The organism is Nocardiopsis alba, assembly GCF_000710955.1.
GTDB lineage: Bacteria > Actinomycetota > Actinomycetes > Streptosporangiales > Streptosporangiaceae > Nocardiopsis > Nocardiopsis alba.
The window spans coordinates 67,614-88,395 of the sequence record NZ_BAZE01000015.1; the positions used below are offsets into that span (position 1 = coordinate 67,614).

General features: G+C 70.1%; 20 protein-coding genes. 14 read left to right on the plus strand and 6 right to left on the minus strand.

Annotated elements, in window-relative coordinates; genetic code table 11:
• Positions 1-86 precede the first annotated feature (86 nt).
• From TR33_RS23260 to TR33_RS23275, 4 genes are all read left to right on the plus strand, one after another.
• On the plus strand, positions 87-1,292 hold the full coding sequence (locus tag TR33_RS23260; RefSeq protein WP_017535306.1) for a homogentisate 1,2-dioxygenase: 1,206 nt from the start codon (positions 87-89) through the stop codon (positions 1,290-1,292).
• The gene (locus TR33_RS23265) at positions 1,289-2,125 is read left to right on the plus strand and encodes a hypothetical protein (protein WP_042285512.1); all 837 of its coding nucleotides are present in this window, start codon (positions 1,289-1,291) and stop codon (positions 2,123-2,125) included. Before TR33_RS23260 ends, TR33_RS23265 begins: the two co-directional genes overlap by 4 nt.
• Positions 2,126-2,144: 19 nt before the next feature.
• Positions 2,145-3,359, plus strand: a complete 1,215-nt coding sequence (gene fahA / locus TR33_RS23270) for a fumarylacetoacetase (protein WP_042285514.1) — start codon at positions 2,145-2,147, stop codon at positions 3,357-3,359.
• Positions 3,360-3,475: 116 nt separating this feature from the next.
• Positions 3,476-4,297, plus strand: a complete 822-nt coding sequence (locus TR33_RS23275) for a MerR family transcriptional regulator (protein ID WP_042285517.1) — start codon at positions 3,476-3,478, stop codon at positions 4,295-4,297.
• Between the two features lie 55 nt (positions 4,298-4,352).
• Here the strand turns inward: TR33_RS23275 and TR33_RS23280 are convergent, their stop codons facing one another.
• Positions 4,353-4,925: a DUF4291 domain-containing protein gene (locus TR33_RS23280; protein WP_042285518.1), complete on the minus strand. Its 573-nt coding sequence runs from the start codon at positions 4,923-4,925 to the stop codon at positions 4,353-4,355.
• Between the two features lie 172 nt (positions 4,926-5,097).
• On the opposite strand from TR33_RS23280, the gene TR33_RS23285 reads away from it, so the two are divergent.
• Positions 5,098-5,847, plus strand: a complete 750-nt coding sequence (locus TR33_RS23285) for a phosphotransferase family protein (protein ID WP_042285521.1) — start codon at positions 5,098-5,100, stop codon at positions 5,845-5,847.
• An 18-nt stretch (positions 5,848-5,865) separates the two neighbouring features.
• Here TR33_RS23285 and TR33_RS23290 read toward each other — a convergent pair whose 3' ends face one another.
• Complete coding sequence (locus TR33_RS23290) at positions 5,866-6,393, minus strand: GNAT family N-acetyltransferase (RefSeq protein ID WP_036568282.1); 528 nt, start codon at positions 6,391-6,393, stop codon at positions 5,866-5,868.
• A 59-nt stretch (positions 6,394-6,452) separates the two neighbouring features.
• Positions 6,453-7,601 carry an epoxide hydrolase family protein gene (locus TR33_RS23295; RefSeq protein WP_199806183.1) on the minus strand — a complete coding sequence of 383 codons (1,149 nt, stop codon included), beginning with the start codon at positions 7,599-7,601 and terminating at the stop codon, positions 6,453-6,455.
• Between the two features lie 186 nt (positions 7,602-7,787).
• On the opposite strand from TR33_RS23295, the gene TR33_RS23300 reads away from it, so the two are divergent.
• Together TR33_RS23300 and TR33_RS23305 are read left to right on the plus strand one after the other, a co-directional pair.
• Positions 7,788-8,429, plus strand: coding sequence for an HAD family hydrolase (locus TR33_RS23300; RefSeq protein WP_042285524.1), 642 nt, complete (start codon positions 7,788-7,790; stop codon positions 8,427-8,429).
• A gap of 118 nt (positions 8,430-8,547) precedes the next feature.
• Complete coding sequence (locus TR33_RS23305) at positions 8,548-9,468, plus strand: NADP-dependent oxidoreductase (protein ID WP_199806184.1); 921 nt, start codon at positions 8,548-8,550, stop codon at positions 9,466-9,468.
• Positions 9,469-9,519: 51 nt separating this feature from the next.
• On the opposite strand, the gene TR33_RS23310 is transcribed toward TR33_RS23305, so the two are convergent.
• Complete coding sequence (locus tag TR33_RS23310; protein WP_084570322.1) at positions 9,520-11,415, minus strand: alkyl/aryl-sulfatase; 1,896 nt, start codon at positions 11,413-11,415, stop codon at positions 9,520-9,522.
• Between the two features lie 194 nt (positions 11,416-11,609).
• Here TR33_RS23310 and TR33_RS23315 point away from each other — a divergent pair, with 194 nt between their 5' ends.
• From TR33_RS23315 to TR33_RS23325, 3 genes are all read left to right on the plus strand, one after another.
• Positions 11,610-12,419, plus strand: a complete 810-nt coding sequence (locus tag TR33_RS23315; RefSeq protein ID WP_042285529.1) for an alpha/beta fold hydrolase — start codon at positions 11,610-11,612, stop codon at positions 12,417-12,419.
• Positions 12,420-12,898: 479 nt separating this feature from the next.
• Complete coding sequence (locus tag TR33_RS23320; RefSeq protein ID WP_042285531.1) at positions 12,899-14,608, plus strand: M23 family metallopeptidase; 1,710 nt, start codon at positions 12,899-12,901, stop codon at positions 14,606-14,608.
• 150 nt (positions 14,609-14,758) lie between these two features.
• A complete protein-coding gene (locus TR33_RS23325) occupies positions 14,759-15,178 on the plus strand; it encodes a CBS domain-containing protein (protein WP_017535319.1) in 420 nt (139 codons plus the stop codon).
• A 175-nt stretch (positions 15,179-15,353) separates the two neighbouring features.
• Here the strand turns inward: TR33_RS23325 and TR33_RS23330 are convergent, their stop codons facing one another.
• Positions 15,354-15,806 (minus strand): GNAT family N-acetyltransferase, encoded by a 453-nt coding sequence (locus tag TR33_RS23330; protein WP_042285532.1) that lies wholly within the window; start codon positions 15,804-15,806, stop codon positions 15,354-15,356.
• Between the two features lie 375 nt (positions 15,807-16,181).
• On the opposite strand from TR33_RS23330, the gene TR33_RS23335 reads away from it, so the two are divergent.
• Complete coding sequence (locus tag TR33_RS23335) at positions 16,182-17,555, plus strand: helix-turn-helix domain-containing protein (protein WP_042285533.1); 1,374 nt, start codon at positions 16,182-16,184, stop codon at positions 17,553-17,555.
• 73 nt (positions 17,556-17,628) lie between these two features.
• On the opposite strand, the gene TR33_RS23340 is transcribed toward TR33_RS23335, so the two are convergent.
• Entirely contained in the window at positions 17,629-18,054 is a 426-nt protein-coding gene (locus TR33_RS23340; protein ID WP_042285535.1) for a hypothetical protein, read from the minus strand.
• 450 nt (positions 18,055-18,504) lie between these two features.
• Here TR33_RS23340 and TR33_RS23345 point away from each other — a divergent pair, with 450 nt between their 5' ends.
• From TR33_RS23345 to TR33_RS26450, 3 genes are all read left to right on the plus strand, one after another.
• Complete coding sequence (locus tag TR33_RS23345; protein WP_026125317.1) at positions 18,505-19,326, plus strand: SAM-dependent methyltransferase; 822 nt, start codon at positions 18,505-18,507, stop codon at positions 19,324-19,326.
• 217 nt (positions 19,327-19,543) lie between these two features.
• The gene (locus TR33_RS23350; RefSeq protein ID WP_017536247.1) at positions 19,544-20,224 is read left to right on the plus strand and encodes a hypothetical protein; all 681 of its coding nucleotides are present in this window, start codon (positions 19,544-19,546) and stop codon (positions 20,222-20,224) included.
• Between the two features lie 114 nt (positions 20,225-20,338).
• Positions 20,339-20,560 carry an SAM-dependent methyltransferase gene (locus TR33_RS26450; protein ID WP_267880674.1) on the plus strand — a complete coding sequence of 74 codons (222 nt, stop codon included), beginning with the start codon at positions 20,339-20,341 and terminating at the stop codon, positions 20,558-20,560.
• Positions 20,561-20,782: the final 222 nt, after the last annotated feature.

Below are 20,782 nucleotides of genomic sequence, written 5' to 3' on the forward strand. Positions count from 1 at the left end.
TCCACCCCGACGCACACGACGACCCGCTCCACGGCCCCGCGAAGGGGCGAGGACACCGGACCCGAGAGCCGAACAAGGAGACGACCATGGCCCACTACCGCCAGGTCGGCGAGGTGCCCCGCACCCGCCACACGCAGCACCGCAACCCCGACGGCGGCCTCTACTACGAGGAGCTCATGGGGGAGGAGGGCTTCTCCTCCGACTCCTCGCTCCTGTACCACCGGGCCATCCCGTCGGCCATCGTCGACGCCGCCGAGTGGGAGGTGCCCGACCAGACCCGCAGGCGCAACGCCCCGATGGTGCCCCGCCACCTCAAACTCCACGACCTGTTCCCCGGCCAGGACTGGAAGGCCGCCGACGTCGTCGAGTCCCGCCGCCTCGTCCTGGGCAACGACGACGTGCGCATCTCCTACGTGGTCGCCGGAGCCCCCTCCGAGCTGTACCGCAACGGCATCGGCGACGAATGCGTCTACGTCGAATCGGGCACCGCCCGCGTCGAGACGGTCTTCGGCGTCCTGGAGGTGGGCCGCGGCGACTACGTCATCCTGCCGCGCGCCACCACCCACCGCTGGGTGCCCACCGGCGAGGAACCCCTGCGCGCCTACGTGGTCGAGGCCAACAGCCACATCGCCCCGCCCAAGCGCTACCTGTCCCGCTACGGCCAGTTCCTGGAGCACGCCCCCTACTGCGAACGCGACCTGCGCGGCCCCGAGGGTCCGCTGCTCGTCGAGGGCGAGAACGTCGACGTGCTCATCAAGCACCGCGGCGACGGACCCGGCGGTATCTCCGGCACCCGCTACACCTACCCCACGCACCCCTTCGACGTCGTGGGCTGGGACGGCTGCCTGTACCCCTACGCCTTCAACATCGACGACTTCCAGCCCATCACCGGCCGCGTCCACCAGCCGCCGCCCGTCCACCAGGTGTTCGAGGGGCACAACTTCGTCATCTGCAACTTCGTGCCCCGCAAGGTGGACTACCACCCCGAGTCCATCCCGGTGCCCTACTACCACTCCAACGTGGACTCCGACGAGGTCATGTTCTACTGCGGAGGCGACTACGAGGCGCGCAAGGGCTCCGGCATCGGCCAGGGCTCCATCTCCCTGCACCCCGGCGGCCACTCCCACGGCCCCCAGCCCGGCGCCTACGAGCGCAGCGTCGGCGCGGAGGCCTTCGACGAGCTCGCCGTCATGGTCGACACCTTCCGCCCGCTCGACCTGGGCGAGGGCGGCACCGCCGTCGACGACGGCACCTACGCCTGGACCTGGGCCAAGGGACAGGGGCGGGCATGACCTCGGCCCTGTACCGCGGACTGTTCGACGATGCCGCGCTGTTCCCGCCCGGTAACGCGCCCATGGGCGAGGCCCTGCCCGCCCACCGGGCGCACAGGGCGGGCGCCCGCGCCCCGTACGTGGGCCCCTTCCTGGTCTCCGACGGCCGGATCGCCGAACTGCGCGCGGTCCTGGCCCGGGAAGAGGGGGACCACGACCCGCTCGACGTCGTGGTGACCGTGCCCGGCGGATCCGACGACCTGGCCGCCGCCATCGAGGCGATCACCGCCGATCCGGCCCTGCGCCTGGTCGGAGTGGAGGTGGCCGCGCCCCCGGACCGGGCCGGCGACACCGCCGTCGCGCTCGCCGCCACCCTGCCCCGGGGCGTCGGCGGCCACGTCGAGATCGCCCGGGGGGAACGGGCCGCCTCCGACATCGCCTCCCTGGTCGGTACCGGCGCCCACGCCAAGTTCCGCACCGGCGGGGTCCGAGCCGAGGCCCACCCCTCCGAGGCCGAACTCGCCGCGCTCCTGGCCACCGCCGTCAACGCCGGGCTGCCCTTCAAGTGCACGGCCGGACTGCACCACGCGGTCCGCCACACCACCCCCGAGGGGTTCGAACAGCACGGATTCCTCAACGTCCTGCTGGCCACCCGCCTGCTCCTGGACGGCGAGGGCCGCAAGGAGGCCGCCGCCACCCTGGCCGACCGGGACGGCCGGGCCCTGGCAGCCCGCGCCGCGGCCCTCACCGAGACCGAGATCGCCGACGTGCGCTCCCGGTTCCGCTCCTTCGGCACGTGCAGCGTCACCGAACCCCTGGAGGACCTCGTGGTCCTCGGAGCGCTCACCCTCTGACCTTCGGAAAGCGAGATCCATGTCCGACAGCCCGCTCGACATCGCCCCCGACGCGCGGTTCGGCCCGGCGACCCTGCCCTACGGGGTCTACTCCACCGCGAGCGACCCGCGCACCCGGGTCGGGGTGGCCTACGGCGACCACGTCCTGGACCTGGGGTCCGCGGCCCGCGCCCAGGGCGCCCCGTTCGCCGACGTCGTCGACGGACCGAACCTGGACGCGCTCCTGGCCGCCGGGAAACCCGTCTGGGACGAGGTCCGCGCCGCCCTGACCACGTGGCTGACCGACCCCGCCCACGCCGACGCGGTCCGCCCCCACCTGGTGGAGCGCGCCGAGGTGACCCTGCACCTGCCGTTCACCGTCGCCGACTACGTGGACTTCTACGCCTCCGAGCACCACGCCACCAACGTCGGCCGTATCTTCCGCCCCGACCAGGAGCCCCTCACCCCCAACTGGAAGCACCTGCCGATCGGCTACCACGGCCGTTCCGGCACGATCGTGGCCTCGGGGACCGACATCGTGCGCCCCACCGGCCAGCGCAAACCGCCCACGGAGTCCACACCGGTCTTCGGCCCCTCGGTCCGGTTGGACATCGAGGCCGAGGTCGGTTTCGTCGTGGGCACGCCCACGGAGATGGGCGAACGGGTGGGGGTCGACGACTTCGCCGACCACGTCTTCGGGGTGTTCCTGCTCAACGACTGGTCCTCGCGCGACCTCCAGGCCTGGGAGTACGTCCCCCTGGGCCCGTTCCTGGGCAAGTCGTTCGCCACCTCGATCTCGCCCTGGATCGTGCCGCTGTCCGCCCTGGAGGCGGCCCGGGTCGAACAGCCCGCCCAGGACCCCGAACCGCTGCCCTACCTGCGGGGCTCCCAGCCCTGGGGTCTGGACCTGCGGCTGGAGGTGCGGCTCAACGGACATCTGGTGTCGAGCCCGCCGTTCTCCCTGATGTACTGGACCGCCGCCCAGCAGCTGGCGCACATGACCGTCAACGGCGCCTCCCTGCGCACCGGCGACGTGTACGCCTCGGGCACCGTCAGCGGCCCCGAGGTCGCCCAGCGCGGCTGTCTGCTGGAGCTCACCTGGTCCGGCAAGGAGCCGCTCCGGCTGCCGGACGGCACCGAGCGCACCTTCCTGGAGGACGGTGACGAGGTGACCATCACGGCCACCGCCCCCGGCCCGGACGGCACTCGGGTGGACTTCGGCGAGGTCACCGGCCGGATCCTGCCCGCCCGCTGACCGTCGCCCTCCGGCCCCGCGCGCCTCGACGACAGGCGCGCGGGGCCGACCCGTGTCCCGGTCGGCGCGTAGCCTCTTGACCCTCACACCGTGTCAGGCGATCCACTCGGAGCATCATGTTCACCATCGGAGACTTCGCCCGACACGGTCGCGTCTCGGTCCGGATGCTGCGTCACTACGACGCGACCGGGCTGCTGCGTCCGGCCCACGTCGATCCCGCCAACGGCTACCGGCACTACACCGCGGCCCAGCTCGCCCGCCTCAACCGGATCATCGCGCTCAAGGACCTCGGCTTCACTTTGAGGCAGGTCCACGACATCGTCGACGAGAAGGTCGAGGCCGAGGAGCTGCGCGGCATGCTCAGGCTGCGGCGGGCCGAACTGGAGACCGCCATGGCCGCCGAGCGGGCCAGGCTGACCCAGGTCGAGGCGAGGCTCCGAGCGATCGAGAGCGAGGGGCACATGCCCACGAACGACGTCGTCCTCAAGTCCGTCCCCGCCGTCCGGGTGGCGCGAATGACCGCCACCGCGGCGAGCTTCGACCCCGAGGACATCGGTCCGGTCATCGGTCCGCTCTACACGGTGCTGTTCCGGCGCCTGGAACTGGCGGGCATCGCCCCGACCGGCCCCGGTGTCTCCCACTACGAGGACGCCCCCGAGGGCGGTGGTCGGATCACGGTCCACGCCGCCGTCCAGGTCTCGGCGCCGCTCGGGAGCGGCGACTTCGAGGTCGTCGACCTGCCGCCGGTGGAGCGGGCGGCGACCATCGTGCACCGGGGCGCGATGGCGACCGTGCTCCCCACCGCCCAGATCCTGGCCCGCTGGATCGACGCCGGTGGTCACACGTCGGTCGGCTACCCCCGGGAGGTCACCCTGGAATGCCCGGAGAACCTCGACGACTGGGTGACCGAACTCCAGGCGCCGCTCGATGAAGCCTGACGGCCGGTGACCGTGAACGAGTGAGCGGGTGGCGGAGGGCCGGCGAGGTCCACCGTCACCCGCGCCGTTTCGGGCACAGACGTTCCTCCAGCGCCGGAGGCAGGGGGTAGACCCGTTCGGCGGGGAGCAGACGCCGGGTCCCGGCGGTGTCTCCGCGTCTGACCAGGTCGGAGGCCTTGCGCACTCGAGGGGTGAGGTCGGTGAGCCCGACGATCCAGTCGTCGACGAAGGTCCGGATCAGCCCGCGACCGATCCCGACCTGAACGCTGTAGTGGTTCAGCGCCGCCCCGCGCAGGGACCGTTCGGGGTCCCACTGGAGGTGGACGTCGGCCCGGGCCACGGCCTCGGGCGACGAGGTCGTGAGCACCGCCCGTCCCAGAGCCTCCTCCCATCCCTGACGGGTGATCCGCACCGCGAGGATCCGTTCCTGCCCGGACTTTCGAGCCCAGTTGCTGCGGTGGGCCAACCAGGGGAGCGAGGGTTTGATCCAGGTCATCCGCCGGAACGAGAACGGAGGGACGAAACGCCCCTCCCGCAGCGCCGGGTCGGCGATGGCGGACGAGTAGGCCTGGTAGACCACGATCGTGTGCGCGTCGTGGTCGGCGCGGACCTGGTACAGCGGTGTCATGGGCGTGATCCTGGCAGCGGGCGCGCGAGGGCGGCAAACCCTTTTCGGGTGTTCTGCCCTGGTTTTCGCGCCGGCATCCTGTCCAGGGAACGAAGGAGGTGGGGGTGGTCGCGACGTCGATCGAGGCCGGTGCCGCGCGTGTGGTGCGCGCCCGGAACGTCTGAGGTCGTCCATGTCGGAGATCCCGCTGGAGGGAGGGTTCGTCACCCGGGTCGTCCGGGTCGGCGACACCGTCCGTCGTGTCCCCGCCGAGCGTTCCGGGTTCGTGCACGAGCTGCTGGAACACCTGCGCGAGCGGTCCTGGCCCGGCGCCCCGCGCTTCCTGGGCCTGGACGAGCAGGGGCGCGAGGTCCTGTCCTTCCTGCCCGGCCACGTCGCCTGGCGGCCCGAGGACGCGATCGCCGTGCGCACGCTCGATGCTCTGCGCGGGGTGGCCCGGCTGGTCCGCGAACTCCACGATCTGACCGCCGGCACCCCGCTCGCCGGGGCGTCGGAGGTGGTCTGCCACAACGACCTGGCACCGAAGAACACCGTCTACCGGGACTCCGGCGCCGGCCCGCTCCCGGTGGCCTTCGTCGACTGGGACCTGGCCGGGCCGGGGGAGCGGATCCACGACCTGGCGCACGTCTGTTGGCAGTATCTGGATCTCGGCCCCGGGTGGACCGACGCCGTGGCGGCGGGGGAGACGCTCCGCGAGATCGCCGACGCCTACGGTCCGGGAGCCTACGAGGACCCGGCCGACCTGGTCGACACCGTCCTGTGGTGGCAGGAGCGCTGCCGTCGGGGGATCGAGGAGGCGGCGCGGCGGGGGCACCCGGCCATGATCCACCTGCGGGAGACGGGGGTCGTGCGCGAGATCGAAGAGGCGCACGCGTGGACGCTCCAGCACCGTGAGGCCCTACTGCGCGGTCTCCGCCGCTGACCGTCCCACTCCGGATCGTCAACCGGAAGGACGCCTCAGGGCGAGGACGTACCGGTCGACCGGGGTGCCGTCCCCGAGCTCCCCTCGGCCATAGAGGGCGAAACCCGCCCGGCGCGCCACCGCCACGGAGGCCCGGTTCTCCGGTTCCACCTCGATCACCGCCTCGGTGCCTCCCAGGTCGGCCGCGTAGCGCGACGCCAGGAGAACCGCCCGGGTGGCCAGGCCGCGCCCCCGCCACAGGGGGTAGAGGCCATAGGCGAGGCTCACCTGGCCCGGGGCCAGACCCTCCTCCGCGAATCGCAGGTCGACCGTTCCCGCGAGCGTTCCCTCGGGCCCCACGCGGACACCGAAGGCACGGAGGGGCCCGGAGACCTCCCATTGCTCACGGCAGTGCCGGAGGTATCTCTCGACGGTCTCTCGGGTACCGGGGCCGCCGTTGAGCCATCGGACGAGGAGTTCGTCCTCACCGTCCAGGTGTGCCGTCGCGTCGTTCGGTCCCAGGGGCGTCAGGGTGACGACCCCGTCGGATGTGCTCGCTTCCGTCATCGGACCATGGTCGATCGTCGTGTCGCGCGCCGCCACCGGTTTTCCCCGGACCCCCGATATCACCCCTTCGACAGGAGGCGGGAGAAGGCCCGCAGGTCACGGGTGAAGAGTCCGGGCTGCTCGAAGGCGGCGAAGTGGCCCCCGCGAGGCTGCTCGGACCAGTGGACCGGGTTCCACTGACGTTCGACCCAGCTCCGGGGCGCGCGGGTCTTCTCGTACGGATAGATCGCCACACCGGTCGGCACCTCCACCCGGCGCCCCCAGACATGGGGGTCGGAACCGTACCGTTCGGAGTCCGCGTACAGGCGGGCGGCGGAGGTGGCGGTGCCGTTCAGCCAGTACAGCATGGTGTTGTCCAACATTCGGTCGAGGGTGAAGGGCGTCCCGTCGCGGGTGTCCGACCAGGTGTGGAACTTCTCCAGGAGCCAGGACGCCAGACCGGCGGGGGAGTCCTCCAAGGCCGGGCCCAGGGTGTGCGGCCGGGTGGCCTGCTGGACGTAGTACCCCTGGTCGGTCCCATAGACGCGCTCGTTGTACTCCAGAACGGCGCGTTCGTCCGGGGTGACATCGGCGAAGGGGTCTTCGAGATCGGGTGGTGGCACCGCCCAGGGGAAGTTGGTGTGGACGCCGATCAACCGGTCCGGGTGTTCCAGCCCGAGCTCGCGTACGACGAAGCCGCCCCAGTCGCCGCCCTGGGCGAGGAAGCGCGGGTATCCGAGCCCGGTCATGAGGTCGGCGAACGCCGACGCGATGGCGGGGACGTCGACCCCGGGGCGGGTGGTGGGACCGGACAACCCGAAGCCGGGCAGGGAGGGCAGCACCACGTGGAAGGCTTCCTCGGGGCGTCCGCCATGCTCGGTGGGGTGGACCAGCGCGGGCAGGCAGTCGAGGAACTCCACGATCGACCCCGGCCACCCGTGGCACAGCAGGAGCGGTGTCGCCCCCGGATGGGGTGAGCGCAGGTGGAAGGCGTGCACGCGGAGCCCGGCGGGTTCCCCGACGACCTGGGGCATCCGGTTCAGCTCCGCCTCGGTCCTCCGCCAGTCGTAGCGGTGCAGCCAGTGCTCCACGAGGTCGCGCAGCCAGGGTTGCGGGGTGCCCGAGCCCCACCCTTCGTCGGGGAGTTCGGGGCGAAAGCGGGTCATCTCCAGGCGACGCCGCAGGTCGTCGAGGTCCCGAGCGTCCGTTTCGATGCTGTGGGGTCGCATAGGGCCATTGTCCTTTCCCGCCATGTCCCTTGGGTACACGGCCCTTCGTCGCTCGCCGGAGCCGGAGGTGGGGCCGTCTCCTTCGGCCGCCCCCGCCTCTGAAAGCATGGAGCCGCCACGACCATCGACCCCGTCCCGAGCCGGGCGGGGCACGTCGAGAACGCGCGCCCTACGGCGGAGGAGTACATGACCCACCTGCACGTCTTCGACATGGACGGAACCCTGCTGCGGGGCACCACCGCGAGCCTGGAGATCGCCCGCCTGCTCCGGTGCGAGACCCGACTGCTGGAGCTGGAGGCCGACTTCCGCCGGCAGGCGATCGACACGCGGGTCTTCGCGCGCAGCGTCCACGCCCTCTGGTCCGAGCTCACCGAGGAGCACGTCCTGGCGGCCTTCGAGGCGAGCCCCTTCCTGGACGACGTCCGCGAGGTGTGCGAGGACATCCGCGCGCGGGGCGAGTACTCGATGGTGGTGAGCATGTCCCCGGACTTCTACGCGCGGCTGCTGCTCCGCTTCGGGTTCGACGAGGTGGTCGCCTCACGTTTCCCGCCGCTGCCCTTCAGCGCCCCGATCGAACCGGAGAACATCCTCACCCCCGTGGACAAGGTGCGGATCGTGGAGAGCGAGCGTGCCCGCAGGGGTGTGGAGGTCGACGCCTGCGTGGCCTACGGCGACTCCCTGTCGGACGGTCCGCTCTTCGAGCACCTCACCCACACCGTGTCGGTCAACGGCGACGAGCACATCGCGCGGATGGCCTCCCTCCACTACACGGGGTCGAGTCTGTCGGAGGCGTATTCGCTGGCCAGAGGGCTGATCGAAGCGGCCTGACCGGCGCGGGGGCGCCACCCGGACCCGAGCCGTCCTGTCCGCCGAGAGGGAACAGCGGCGCTCCACGCCACCGTTGTTCCTCAGGACGGATACGGTGCGTTCCGATCAAGGAGGACATGTGCGCGCAGCCACTTACAGTCAGTACAGCTCGGACGTCGACACCATCGAGGTCCGTGACGTGCCCGAACCCAAGGTCTTCCCCGGATCCGTCCTGGTCGAGGTACGCGCGGCCGGGGTGAACCCGGTCGACTGGAAGGCGATGACCGGTGGACTCGATCCGCTGATCGACGCCACCTTCCCGGTGATCCCGGGCTGGGACGTGGCCGGGGTCGTCGTCGACGTCGGTCTGGACGCCCCCGAGTTCCAGATCGGCGACGCCGTCATGGCCTACGCCCGCAAGGACGTCCTGGGCCCGGGCACGTTCGCCGAACGGGTGGCGGTCTCGGCCGCCGCCACGACCCGCAAGCCCGACTCCCTCACCTGGGAACAGGCCGGTGGTCTGCCGCTGGCCGGCGGCACCGCCCTGCGTTCGGTGGACGCCCTGGGACCGATCGCGGGTCGGACGGTGCTGATCCACGCGGCGGCCGGGGGCGTGGGCTCCTTCGCCGCGCAGATCGCCCGCGCCCAGGGGGCCCGGGTGATCGGGACGGCCTCCGAACGCAACCACGAGTTCCTGCGTGGCCTCGGCGTGGAGCCGGTGAGCTACGGCGAGGGGCTGACCGAACGGGTGACCGAGATGGCGCCCGAGGGCGTCGACGCGGTCGCCGACTTCGTCGGTGGCCAGCTGGAGACGACCCTGTCCGTCCTCACCCCGGACGGAGTCCACGTGTCGATCGTCGACAACGACGTGCTCGCGCACGGTGGTCGGGTGATCTGGGTGCGTCCGGACGGGAACGAGACGGCCCGGCTCGCCGCGCTCGCCGACCGGGGGGAGCTCACCGTCGAGGTGGCGGGCACCTACGGATTGGACGAGGTCCCGGAGGCCTTCCGGGTCAGCCGGGAGGGGCACGTGCGCGGCAAGCTCGTGATCGTCCCCTGAGGGACGGTGACGGTGTGGCCCGGCCGGGGTTCCGGTCGGGCCACGTTCGTGTCAGGGCGTGACGATGGGGAAGTCGGGTCGAGGTGCGTCCAGGAGCGCCATCAGACGGCGCAGCACCCCGAGATCGCCCTCGTACTCCGAACCCTCCGGCTCGGCGCCCGCGGTCACCCGGAGCAGCCGTTCCTTTGTGAGGGTGAGGGTGAGCCCGGACCCCTCGTCCTCCTCGGGGTCGGGATAGTGGACGAGGACCCCGTTGGAGAGCAGCGCCCGATGACGCTCCCCGACATCGGTCACCCGCAGCTCCAGGGACAGCTCCTCCCGCCAGGCGCGGGGCCCGTCGACGCGGATCGCCAGGGAGTCGAGGATCTGGGTGACGTTCAACGCCGAGAGCAGACTGTCGGCCAGGGGCAGGGCCGTGGGCGGCACCTCGGAGGTGAGCTCGGAGGCCCCCACCAGGAAGAAGTTCCGCCAGGTCGCGCATTCGGACCCATGGCCGAGACGGGTCAACACGTGCGCCAGGAACTCCCGGGCGTCGGAGCGGTCGGGGGCGGCGAACACCGCGTGCGAACCCAGCTCGGCGGCGAACCGCAGATCACCCTCGTCGGCGAAGACCCGGGCCTGTGCGAGGAGACCGTCGACCCCGCCCATGGCGCGGGCGTAACGCTCTGCCTGAGCCTTGGGCGGATGCTGCCACAGGTGGGCCGGGTTGCCGTCGAACCAGCCCATGTAACGCTGGTAGATCGCCTTGACGTTATGGGAGACCGATCCGTAGTAGCCGCGCGAGCTCCACGCCCGTTCCAGCGCGGGCGGCAGCGTCAGCTCCTCGGCGATCTCGATCCCGGTGAAGCCCTTGTTCATCAGCCGGAGCGTCTGGTCGTGCAGGTAGGCGTAGATATCGCGCTGTTCGGCCAGGAGGTCGCGCAGCGCGTCGGTGCCCCAGGTGGGCCAGTGGTGGGAGGCGAAGACGACGTCGGAGTCGTCGGCGAACAGTCGGATTGTCTCGTTCAGGTAGCGCGACCACATGCGCGCGTCACGGACCTGGGCGCCCCGCAGGGTGAGCAGGTTGTGCAGGGTGTGGCAGGCGTTCTCCGCCGTGCACAGGGCCCGACGTTCGGGGAGGTGGAAGTTCATCTCCGCCGGGGCCTCGGTGCCCGGGGTCATCTGGAACACGAACCGGACCCCGTCCAGGACCTCCTCCTGGCCGGTATGGGTGATCTCCAGGGTCGGCGGGATCAGCCCCACGCTCCCGTTGGAGGTCCCGATGCCCAACCCCATCCCGACCCGCCCCTCGGGCCCGGGATCCAGGTCGAAGGCGGCGAAGTACATGCCGCGCCGGATCATCGCGGTGCCCGCGTACACGTTCTCCGACGCGGCGTGCTCCATGAAGTGCTCCGGGGCCACGATCGGCACCCGACCGGAGACGACGTCGTCCTCGTCGACGACCCCGCGCACACCACCGAAATGGTCCAGGTGCGGGTGGGTGTAGACGACCGCGGTGACCGGACGATCGGATCGGTACTCGCGGTACAGCCGCAGCGCCTCGGCGGCCACCTCCTCGGAGACCAGCGGGTCCACGACCACGACGCCCTCGTCGCCCTCGATCAGGGTCATGTTGGACAGATCCATGCCCCGGACCTGGTAGACGCCCTCGGTCACCTCGAAGAGCCCGCTCAGGACGGTCAGCCGGCCCTGGCGCCACAGATGGGGGTGGACGGTCTCCGGCGCGGTCTTGCCCTGGAGGAAGTCGAACCGGCGCAGATCCCAGACCAGACGGCCTTCATCGTCGGTGACGAAGGTGGGCGCGGGGGCGATGAGCCCGCGCAGGGCGCTGTCGAAGTCGGTGGTGTCGTCCATGGACGGTTCGTGACCCTTCGATCCGGTGCCCCTCGACCTCGTCTGTCGGGGGACACCCGCGGTCGTGTGCGTCGATCCGGTGCCACGGGTCATCGGAACCTCCTCCGGTACGTCCCGGCCTCGGGCGAGGCCCACGGGCACAGGGTGTCCGAGCGCATCTACCCGGAGGTGGCTCGGGCTACGACCAAACGACGGTCAACAACCTCATGAGCGGGCCGTTTCGCCTCCCGCGACGGTGTGTGCGATGCTCCTGCCTCCCCTCGTCACCGGCCCTTGAGGAGATCACCGTGCCCACCCCCTCCTTTCTCGACCTGCGCGGCCGACGCTTCGGCCTCCTCGACTTCGGCGGCGCCGGCGTCCCGCTGGTCGCCCTGCACGGCACGTTCGGTCGGGCCTCCACCTTCTCCGCCCCGGCCTCGTACCTGGCCCCGGAGTTCCGGGTCATCGCCCTCGACCAGCGCGGCCACGGACTCTCCGACCACGGCGGCGACCTCGAAAGCGATGCGTTCGTCGACGACGCCGTCGCCCTCCTCGAACACCTCGACCAGGGGCCGGCCCTCCTGCTCGGCCACTCCATGGGCGGGGTGGTCGCCTACCGGCTGGCGGCCCGCCGCCCCGACCTCGTCCGCGCCCTGGTGATCGAGGACGTCGGGTCGGTCACCGACGCCTCCGAGCTCGAACATCCGGTCTTCGACGTCACCGAATGGCCGCGCTCCTTCCCCGATCGGAACGCCCTCGCCGACTTCCTCACGGGACAGGGCGTGCCCGCGCTCGGCTACTTCATGGACAGCGCCCACGAGAGCGGTGGCCGGTGGCGGCTGCGCTTCGACCACGAGGACATGATGGCCGTTCAACACGGCAACACCGGGGACTTCCGGGCCGACTGGGCGGCCTCCGCCCACCCGGCCCTGCTCCTGCGCGGTGGGAACAGCCCGCTCCTGTCTCGGGGTCGTGCCGAGGAGATGGTCCGTGCCCGCCCCGGCACCCGCCTGCGTGAACTCGCCGGTTGCGGCCACTGGGTGCATCTGGACGACCCGCGCGGCCACGCCGAGCAGGTGCGGACCTTCCTGCGCGAAGTCCTCGACACCCCTCTCTGACGGCGTCCCACAAGGGGCGGAGAACGGTCGGAGACGGAGACGTATTCGGGACGCCGTCCCTTTTCGGGGATCCATCCCACGCGTGGTTCCGGAGAAAACGGGCGTGAAGGGAGAACGCCCCCGGTGCTCCGATTGGCCGAGTACGGACACCTCTATCGCTTGAGCGCCATCGGGTCCTGATGAATGATGTTGACGCGTCGAGTTTTCCGGCGCCGGCCATCCGTTCCGGGTTCCACGATTCCGTTTCACGGGTGAAGGGTTTTCGAGCCGATTCCCTTTTTCCTCCCCGAGTGATCGTGCCGCCCGATATCCCCCATGTCCCTTGAGAATGGACAGCGCCGTCTTCCATCGCCATGGCGTCCGTGAACCCTGCCTTTCACGGGTGCCCGACCGAGGAGAGAACCATTTCTTCGTCGCCTTCCCGTTTCACGAAACGGCCCGCACGGCAAACGAACCCCCGTCGTCTCCTGACCGCCCTCGTGGCCTCCGCCGCGCTTCTCGTCGGTTCCCTGGGCGTCGCCCACGCGGAACCCGCCACCGACGACGCGACCGCCCTGGACTTTCCCGCGGATTTCAAGGCGCCCTTCGAATGCGGACTGCGGGTGACCTACTCCACCTATGAGGGGCACGACCACAACGCCCTCGACATCATCCGCGCCGACGGTGGACAGGACCTCGGGACCCCGATCCTCGCCTCCGCCCCCGGAACCGCCCGTCTGACCGAGGGGCCCGGCGCCGGTCTGGTCGTCAACATCGACCATGAGGGAGGTTGGCAGACCCGCCACTACCACCTGGACACACGCACGGTCGAGGACGGGCAGCGGGTCGAACAGGGCCAGCAGGTCGGCACCATGGGGAACACCGGTGTCAGCTCCGGACCCCACCTGCACTACGAACAGCGCCTGAACGGCACCGCCCAGGAGATCGTCGTGGACGGCGAGGAGCTGGCGCCCTACCCGTTCGGCTACCACGAGAAGTACTTCACCAGCACGAATGGCTGCGACGGCGAACAGCCGCCGGTGGAGAAGGAGGAGACCTCGCTGGCCTACACCGGCCCCGAGATCGTCTCCAACGGAGAATCGGTCGAGCTGTCCGGCACCCTGACCGACGAGGGGGACGAACCGGTCGCCGACCGGACGGTCTCCTTCACCCTGGGCACCGGTGACTCCGAACAGGTCTGCGAGGGCACGACCGGCTCCGACGGCGGGGCCACGTGCGTGATCGACACCGTCGACCAGCCCCTCACCGACGACGGAACGGTCCCCTTGCGGCTGGACTTCGCCGGAGACGACGAGTACGAGGCCTCCTCCCACGAGACCGAACTGCGCATCACCCTCGAAACGGAGCTGGAGTACACCGGCCCCGCCTCGATCGCCAACGACACCGCCGCCGAACTGTCGGGCACGCTGATCGATGAGACCGGTGCCCCGGTCGCCGACCAGACGGTGGCCTTCACCCTGGGTGCCGGTGACTCCGAACAGGCCTGCGAGGGCACGACCGCCGCCGACGGAGCGGTGACGTGCACGGTCGAGGCCGTCGCCCAGCCCCTCACCGACGAGACCACCGTCCCCGTCTCCCTGACCTTCGACGGCGACGGCTTCTACCTGCCCTCGGAGGCCTCCGCCGAGGTCCTCCTGGAGTACGTGACCGGCAGCGCCTTCGGCCTGTCCGCCGACATCCCCGTCCTGGGCCTGCCGATCTCCATCGGACCGGCCCCCGAGAGCGGCGAGGTGCGGACCGCGCACGCCGAGGAGACCGAACCCTCCTGCCTGGAGCGTCTGGGGTCGGCGCTGGTCACCGCCGACGTGCTGTGCGCCCAGGTGGTGAGCGACACCGACCCGACCGCCGTCACCGCGAGCGCCAACGTCTCCGAGGCGCGGATCGGCCTGGCCGGTCTCTCGCTCATCGAACTGTCCGGGGTGGAGGTCGCCTCCACCAGCACCTGTGAGGAACAGGTCGGCTCCGTCGACATGACGCTGAAGGTCGCCGGAGTTCCGATCGAGATCGGGGACACCCCCGACCTGGAGATCGACGTCGACCTCGGGATCACCGGGGCCCGCCTCGTGGTCAACGAGCAGATCGTCGAGGAGGACGGCTCCCTCACCGTGAACGGGGCCCGACTGACCGCTCCGGGCGGCATCGACGTGGTCGTCGGTTCGGCCACCTCCGCCGCGCACAACTGCGCCTGACCCCGCGACGCGGCCCCTCGGGGGACCGGAGCCCACGGGCCCGGCCCCTCGGGGCCGCACCTCGAGGAGAAGACGGCCGGGGACGTTTCGGGGCGCGCGGGGTCGGTCAGGGGCTTCGATGAGGGCCGTAGCGATGAAGGGAGAACGGCCATGGTGGACAGCATCGTCGAAGTGATGACCCCCGTGGTGCACACCGTCACCCCGGACACGACCCTGCGCGAGGCCGCCGAGATCATGCGCGACCAGGACGTGGGCGATGTCGTGGTACTGGAGGACGATCACCTGAGAGGCATCCTCACCGACCGGGACATCGTGGTCCGATGTGTGGCCGAAGGGGGAGACCCGGAGACCGTGACCGTCGGCGAGGTGTGCAGCTCCGAACCGGTGACGGTGCCGCATCAGAGCAGTGTCGGAGACGCCGTGCACGCGATGCGGGTGGAGCACGTACGCCGCCTGCCGGTCGTCGACGGCGAGGAGGTGACCGGCATCGTGACCATAGGGGACCTGGCCCTGGCCGTCGACGAGGACTCCGCCCTCGCCGATGTCAGTGGGGCCGCGCCCAACCGGTGACGGGGGCACGCCCCACCGCCCTCGCGCGGTGGGGCGTCCTGTGTTCTGAGCCCGGGAGTGCGGATTCGACCCCTGCCGAGGTTTCGCCGGTGGGGTGCCTTCGTACCCCGGAGAGATTTCGAGGGGCTCGGGGTGGACCCCCGGGCCCCTCGCGTGCGTGGATCGGCCGGGCGCCTCAGCGGGAGGCGTCCGCCAGACGCTTGCTGAACCGGACGCCCGAGGCCGTGTAACCGCGCCCCGAGTAGAAGTCATGCGCCTCACTCCGGGGTTCCCCGGAGTTCAGCTGCACCCGCGCGGCGCCCCGGCCCGTCGCCCACCGTTCGAACGCGGAGCACAGGGCCGCGCCGACCCCCCGCCCCCTCGCGTGTTCGGCGGTGACCAGGGCGATGAGCTGGGCCGCAGGGGTGTCGTCCTCGATCGGGAACAGCAGATGCCCGGCGGCGAAACCCACCAGCTCCCAGCGGGAATCCTCGACCACCCAGGCCTCATAGGTGGGGTCCTGGCCCAGACGTTCCAGCCGCGCCCGTATCCGTTCGGTCGACGCGGGGTAGGACAGGGCGCTGAACAGGGGAACGAGCCGATCGGCGTCCGTGGGGCGGACGTTCCTGGGGAAGTAGCGGGGAGTCATACCCTTCGCCCTACCCGGGGTGATCGGAGCGATACCGAACGAACGCCCCGAACCTCTCACCTTCCCCCGAACCGCCCGGAGCACCTCTGTACGTTCCGGCGCGAGCCTTGGTATCGGATCGGCGGGTGTTGCTCGCCTATTTCGAACCAAGCGAACAATTCAGGCATTTCTTTCCGTGATTCCCTGTCCTTCTCAAACCGAATATGAGGTATCCAGCGAAAAGGCCACGAACCCCTGTTCGACTCGCTAGCGTGGAACACGACAAGAAAAAACCCGGCCGGTGTTAGCGCACCGGGCCGGGTTGTGGCCGACGCCTGCGTCAACAGGCGGTTCGACCGTGCCACCTCCCTGAAAGCACCAGGAAGGCGACTCGTGATGGAGTCTACCCCTACCCTCCCCGTCGACGTGGCCGAAACCGCGCGATCTCTGGGCGCGCATGTGATCCGCAAGCGCCCGCTCGGCGCCCTGAAGGGCATCGGGTTCATCCCTCTGCTCTGGGTGCGCGACGCGCTCAAGGCCGGCCTCTTCAGCAGCACCCGCGCCTACACGGTCGCCTCGGTGATCGCCACGGCCGGTGACTGCGACGGCCGTTACTGCTTCCTCTACTTGAAGGCGGTGGTCGAGCGCTCCGGCGGGACCATGAGCCTGCCCACCGTCAAGCGCGCGATCGACGACCTGGTCGAGGCCGGGCTGGTTCGCAAACTCGACCGGCGTCAGGTGCGGGCCTTCTTCGCCGAGGACCTCGCCGACGGAAAGCGATGGGGCGACCGGCTCCCCTCGGTACTGGAGCTGCTGATCCCGGCCTCCGCCTACCCGGAGCAGACCCTGAAGGAGATCAACGAGGCGCGGGACAGGCTCGGTGAAGGGCCTCTGGACGAGACCACCCGCCCTTACCCATCGGTAGGAACGACGGCTCATCTTGCCGAGGACGACGGCTCGGAAAGCGCTACAGACGGTTGTCCTGATACACGCTCTTCGAACGAGGCCCCTGCTTCCGTCCGTGACAGCGTAGGTACAGGGGAGCGAAGCGCACCGAAACGATCGGACGGACCCCATCGCCTCATCTCCCGCATTCCGAACATTCGCCTGCGCGAACCGGCGGCCGATAGGCGACGGCTCGGGCGGGCGGTGGACGATCTGCTCCGCCAAGGCCTGGGCGTCGGCGACGTGACCGCCCTGTTCAACGGGATGGAGGGGCTGCGGCGCCCGTTCCCCGCGTTGATGCACCGGCTGCGCGGCCTGAAGGCGGCACGGGCCTTCCTGGACGGATCTCTGGGGCGGGGTGTGACCGGTGCGGGGTTCTTCTCGCCGCGATGGCCGACGCCGGACGACGATCCCTTCGGGCGGGCTCCGGAGTTCCACCTCGACTCTCAAAGGAAGGCCGACGGGACCTGCCCGGAGCACTCCGGCGTTCGTAACGTCCCGGGCGGGAACTGCGCTCTGTGCGGTGCCCGGTGCCGTTCGACGCCGGGTGAACTCCTGCACCCCGTTCCCGCACCCGCGGCCCGGCCGGAACCGCCGTCGCCCCGGGAAAAGCCCGACCTCATGGGGGAGTGGCTGGACTCGGATCTGGTGGAGCGGATGAGGGCCTCCCTCGCTGGGGGAGGGGAGCCCTCCACGGCCTCGGCGGCGCCGGGTGGGCCGAGGCCGTCGTCGGGCTCAGGCCTCTCGCTCAGGACGCGTTCCACCCTCGACGAACTGCGCGGATTCCTCATGGACTCGCGCGATCGAGGGGTGAAGACCCACTGAGTGGCGGGCCTTCACGAGGTCGATTCACCGAAGCCATGGCGAAGGCGCGCGGTGACGGGAGGGTGAGCGTTCGTCATTCACCTCCACCATCGTCCCCTCCACCCTCCCCGCTTCCTCCACGATCTCCGAAGAGCGAGAGGACGAACCCCACGCCCCCCGCGCCCAGCGCGTAGGGGATGAGAGGGTCGGTGGCTTCGAACATCGCGAGCAGGAGGGTGGCGGGGAACATGGCGATGAACAGAGCGACGCCGAACAGGCCCAGGCGGTCGCGGAACCTGCGCCTCCTCTCCTCCTCTTCCTCATCGTCGCCGGACGCGTCGTCGATGTTCTCCCGCTTCGTCGACAGCCGGTCGGCGAGCACGATGGCCGTCGCGGTCGCCGCGATCAGGGCGAGGAGCCAGAGCAGGGCGGACAGGCTCCCGCTCAGCACCTCACCGAAGAGCGTGACCCCGAGGCCGCCCAGGAGACCCAGGGCCACGAAGACGATGCAGCCTCTCATCGCACCTCCGAAGTAGGGGCCCAAAAGTACGTCGAAGGTGCTGTGAGCGGTGTTGGATGGCCACAAGTGGTCGCGAAAAGATAACGGTGACCGTTGGGCGATGCCCTCACCTGTGAATTCGGCGTCGGACTCCCGGTGAGAATCAGTGAATCTATACCGTAAAGGTGTCGGTTCGATTCACCCTGCTCGATGCTCGGCCGGTTCTCACCCGCTCCGGCGAGAAGTTCCCGAGGTCGCCGGCGACTCGAAGGAACGCCCATCGAGCGCCTGTGGTCGACGATGAGTCACACGAGACCACAAGAAACCCATACCTCACATCCGCCCAACGAAGGCGTTTTCCCCTATGGTTGGGGCGACCGGCTTATGGCCGAGAGCGATCGCCGCCCCGAGGCGATCGCCGGATGCTCGGCCGCGTGGCGCGACCCCCTGCGTGTAGAGGTAGATGCTCTGATGTCCGACGACTCCTCCCCGTCCACCTACAACGACCCCGACCGTCCCGCCCCGATCGACACCACCCGGACCCACTCGGCCCGGATCTGGAACTACTGGATGGGCGGCAAGGACCACTACCCGATCGACCGCATCGCGGGCGACCAAGTGTCCGAGTCCTTCCCGGAGATCGTCGACCTGGCCCGGACCAGTCGGGAGTTCCTGATCCGCGTGGTCACCCACCTGACCGAGGAGGCGGGCATCCGCCAGTTCCTCGACATCGGGACCGGGATGCCCACCGCCAACAACACCCACGAGGTCGCCCAGGGGATCGCCCCCGAGTGCCGCGTCGTCTACGTGGACAACGACCCCCTCGTGCTCGCGCACGCGCGCGCCCTCCTCGTGGGAACCCCCGAGGGCGTCACCGACTACATCGACGCCGACCTGCGCGACCCCGACGCGATCCTGGAGAAGGCCGCCGAGACGCTGGACTTCGATCGGCCCATCGCGCTGATGCTCATGGGCGTGCTCGGCCACATCCCGGACGAGGACCTCCAGCCGATCGTCCAGAAGCTGCTGGGCGCCCTGCCCTCCGGTAGCTATCTGGCCAGCTACGACGGCACCAACACCAGCGAGGCCTACAACGAGGCCATCGAGGCGGGCAATAAGCACGGGGACGTCCCCTACATCCTGCGCAGCCCGGAGGCGGTCGCGGCCCGTTTCGAGGGACTGGAGCTGCTGGAGCCGGGTGTCGTGCCCTGCCCGAAGTGGCGTCCCCTGGCCGGTGAGCTGAGCGCCCGCCGCGGCCTGGACCAGTACGGCGGCGTGGCCCGCAAGCCCTGAACGGCGGCCGGGGGTCCCGCTCCACGCACCGGTCACCGACGAACACGATGAGGGGTAACGGCCTGCTGGATAGAGGTCGTTACCCCTCTTCTTTGCGCGCCCAGGGCGTCCATGAACGATGGGTGTGGGCCGTGTCCTGATCCGGCCATGGCTCCAGGCCCTCGGTGGCGGCCAGGAGGGTAGAGGTCGATCACCATCATGTCGTGGAGGCCCCGCCATGCTGTCGATGTCTTTGATCGCCGGAGGACTGGCGCTGTTATGCGTCTACCTCCTCTGGGATGTGGTCGACTCCTACGGCGAAGAACGTCATCGGGGCCGTAACGACAGGCTCGTGACCTTCGCGCTGTGGGCGGCCTGCGGCAACGTGGGCATGACCCTGGCCCTGTTCGAGCGTGCGCTGTCCCGGGATCACGGGACGATGTTCTTTCCGGTGGTCCTGGCCGCATCCGCGTTCGTGTGCGCCGCGTGCCTCCTGACCGTCGTCTGCGTCGGCGATGTCCCCCGTCATCGCGGGCGCGTTCTCCACCTTCCGATGGTCGCCATGAGCGCCGCGTACCTGGGCGTCATCATGGCCCTGTTCATGATCCTGACCGTTCCCGATGTCCGGGACGCGGTCGCCACGGTCGTGACCACCGCGGGGAACGTCCTGGCGCGGATTCTGGAGTTTCTGGGGATCGTGATTCTCTCGGTCGTGACGTTCGTCGTGGTGATCGGGTTCATGATCGTCGTGGGGGAGGAGGACCGGAACGCCCCTCGGCGCCCCGAGTGGATGAGCAAGAGCGCATGGCGGAGACAACAGCGGATGCTGCGGCGGTACCGAGGCGGTCGCGGTGAGACCGGCTCCGGCTATGACGGCGGTTCCGGAGGCGATGGAGGTGACGGAGGGGGCGGTGATTGAGGCGGGGTGCGGCACCCGGCCAACGACCATCCCTGGGAACGTTCCCGGACGAACGCGCTGTCACGGACACCGGCGCACGTGGGCGGGGTCTCCTCGGAAAGGGACCGGTCTCCGATGGGAGCACGCCCCTGGCTCTCCGGTGAGACCTCACCCGCTCAGGCACTGTCCTTTGAACGGGTCAGGTCGCGCAGCCCGGAGGCGGTCGCGGCCCGCTTCGAGGGGCTGGAGCTGCTGGAGCCGGGCGTGGTGCCCTGCCCGAAGTGGTGTCCCTTGGCCGGTGAGCTGAGCGCCCGCCGTGGCCTGGACCAGTACGGCGGCGTGGCCCACAAGCTCTGAGCGGGGGCCTGGGGCCCGCTCCACGCACCGGTCACCGACGGACATCATGAAGAGGTAATGGCCTGTTGAGGATAAGTCGTTACCTTTCTTTTCATGCTTCGGCGATGTGCCGGACGGCGAATCGGCGGAGCACCGATGGGCCATGGTCCGCATGGACACGAGAATCACTCGGTCCTCAGCGGTCTGGAGTAGATCTGGAGGGCTCAGGTGCCGCGTATGCGG

What these genes read in the sequence shown, in the direction of transcription:
- TR33_RS23330 (WP_042285532.1), bottom strand. Translation starts at nt 15,806, where the DNA reads ATGACTCCCCGCTACTTCCCCAGGAACGTCCGCCCCACGGACGCCGAT.
- TR33_RS23260 (WP_017535306.1), top strand. Translation starts at nt 87, where the DNA reads ATGGCCCACTACCGCCAGGTCGGCGAGGTGCCCCGCACCCGCCACACG.
- fahA (WP_042285514.1), top strand. Translation starts at nt 2,145, where the DNA reads ATGTCCGACAGCCCGCTCGACATCGCCCCCGACGCGCGGTTCGGCCCG.
- TR33_RS23300 (WP_042285524.1), top strand. Translation starts at nt 7,788, where the DNA reads ATGACCCACCTGCACGTCTTCGACATGGACGGAACCCTGCTGCGGGGC.
- TR33_RS23340 (WP_042285535.1), bottom strand. Translation starts at nt 18,054, where the DNA reads ATGAGAGGCTGCATCGTCTTCGTGGCCCTGGGTCTCCTGGGCGGCCTC.
- TR33_RS23290 (WP_036568282.1), bottom strand. Translation starts at nt 6,393, where the DNA reads ATGACGGAAGCGAGCACATCCGACGGGGTCGTCACCCTGACGCCCCTG.
- TR33_RS23325 (WP_017535319.1), top strand. Translation starts at nt 14,759, where the DNA reads ATGGTGGACAGCATCGTCGAAGTGATGACCCCCGTGGTGCACACCGTC.
- TR33_RS23350 (WP_017536247.1), top strand. Translation starts at nt 19,544, where the DNA reads ATGCTGTCGATGTCTTTGATCGCCGGAGGACTGGCGCTGTTATGCGTC.
- TR33_RS23295 (WP_199806183.1), bottom strand. Translation starts at nt 7,601, where the DNA reads ATGCGACCCCACAGCATCGAAACGGACGCTCGGGACCTCGACGACCTG.
- TR33_RS23335 (WP_042285533.1), top strand. Translation starts at nt 16,182, where the DNA reads ATGGAGTCTACCCCTACCCTCCCCGTCGACGTGGCCGAAACCGCGCGA.
- TR33_RS23345 (WP_026125317.1), top strand. Translation starts at nt 18,505, where the DNA reads ATGTCCGACGACTCCTCCCCGTCCACCTACAACGACCCCGACCGTCCC.
- TR33_RS26450 (WP_267880674.1), top strand. Translation starts at nt 20,339, where the DNA reads ATGGGAGCACGCCCCTGGCTCTCCGGTGAGACCTCACCCGCTCAGGCA.
- TR33_RS23280 (WP_042285518.1), bottom strand. Translation starts at nt 4,925, where the DNA reads ATGACACCGCTGTACCAGGTCCGCGCCGACCACGACGCGCACACGATC.
- TR33_RS23285 (WP_042285521.1), top strand. Translation starts at nt 5,098, where the DNA reads ATGTCGGAGATCCCGCTGGAGGGAGGGTTCGTCACCCGGGTCGTCCGG.
- TR33_RS23310 (WP_084570322.1), bottom strand. Translation starts at nt 11,415, where the DNA reads ATGACCCGTGGCACCGGATCGACGCACACGACCGCGGGTGTCCCCCGA.
- TR33_RS23275 (WP_042285517.1), top strand. Translation starts at nt 3,476, where the DNA reads ATGTTCACCATCGGAGACTTCGCCCGACACGGTCGCGTCTCGGTCCGG.
- TR33_RS23265 (WP_042285512.1), top strand. Translation starts at nt 1,289, where the DNA reads ATGACCTCGGCCCTGTACCGCGGACTGTTCGACGATGCCGCGCTGTTC.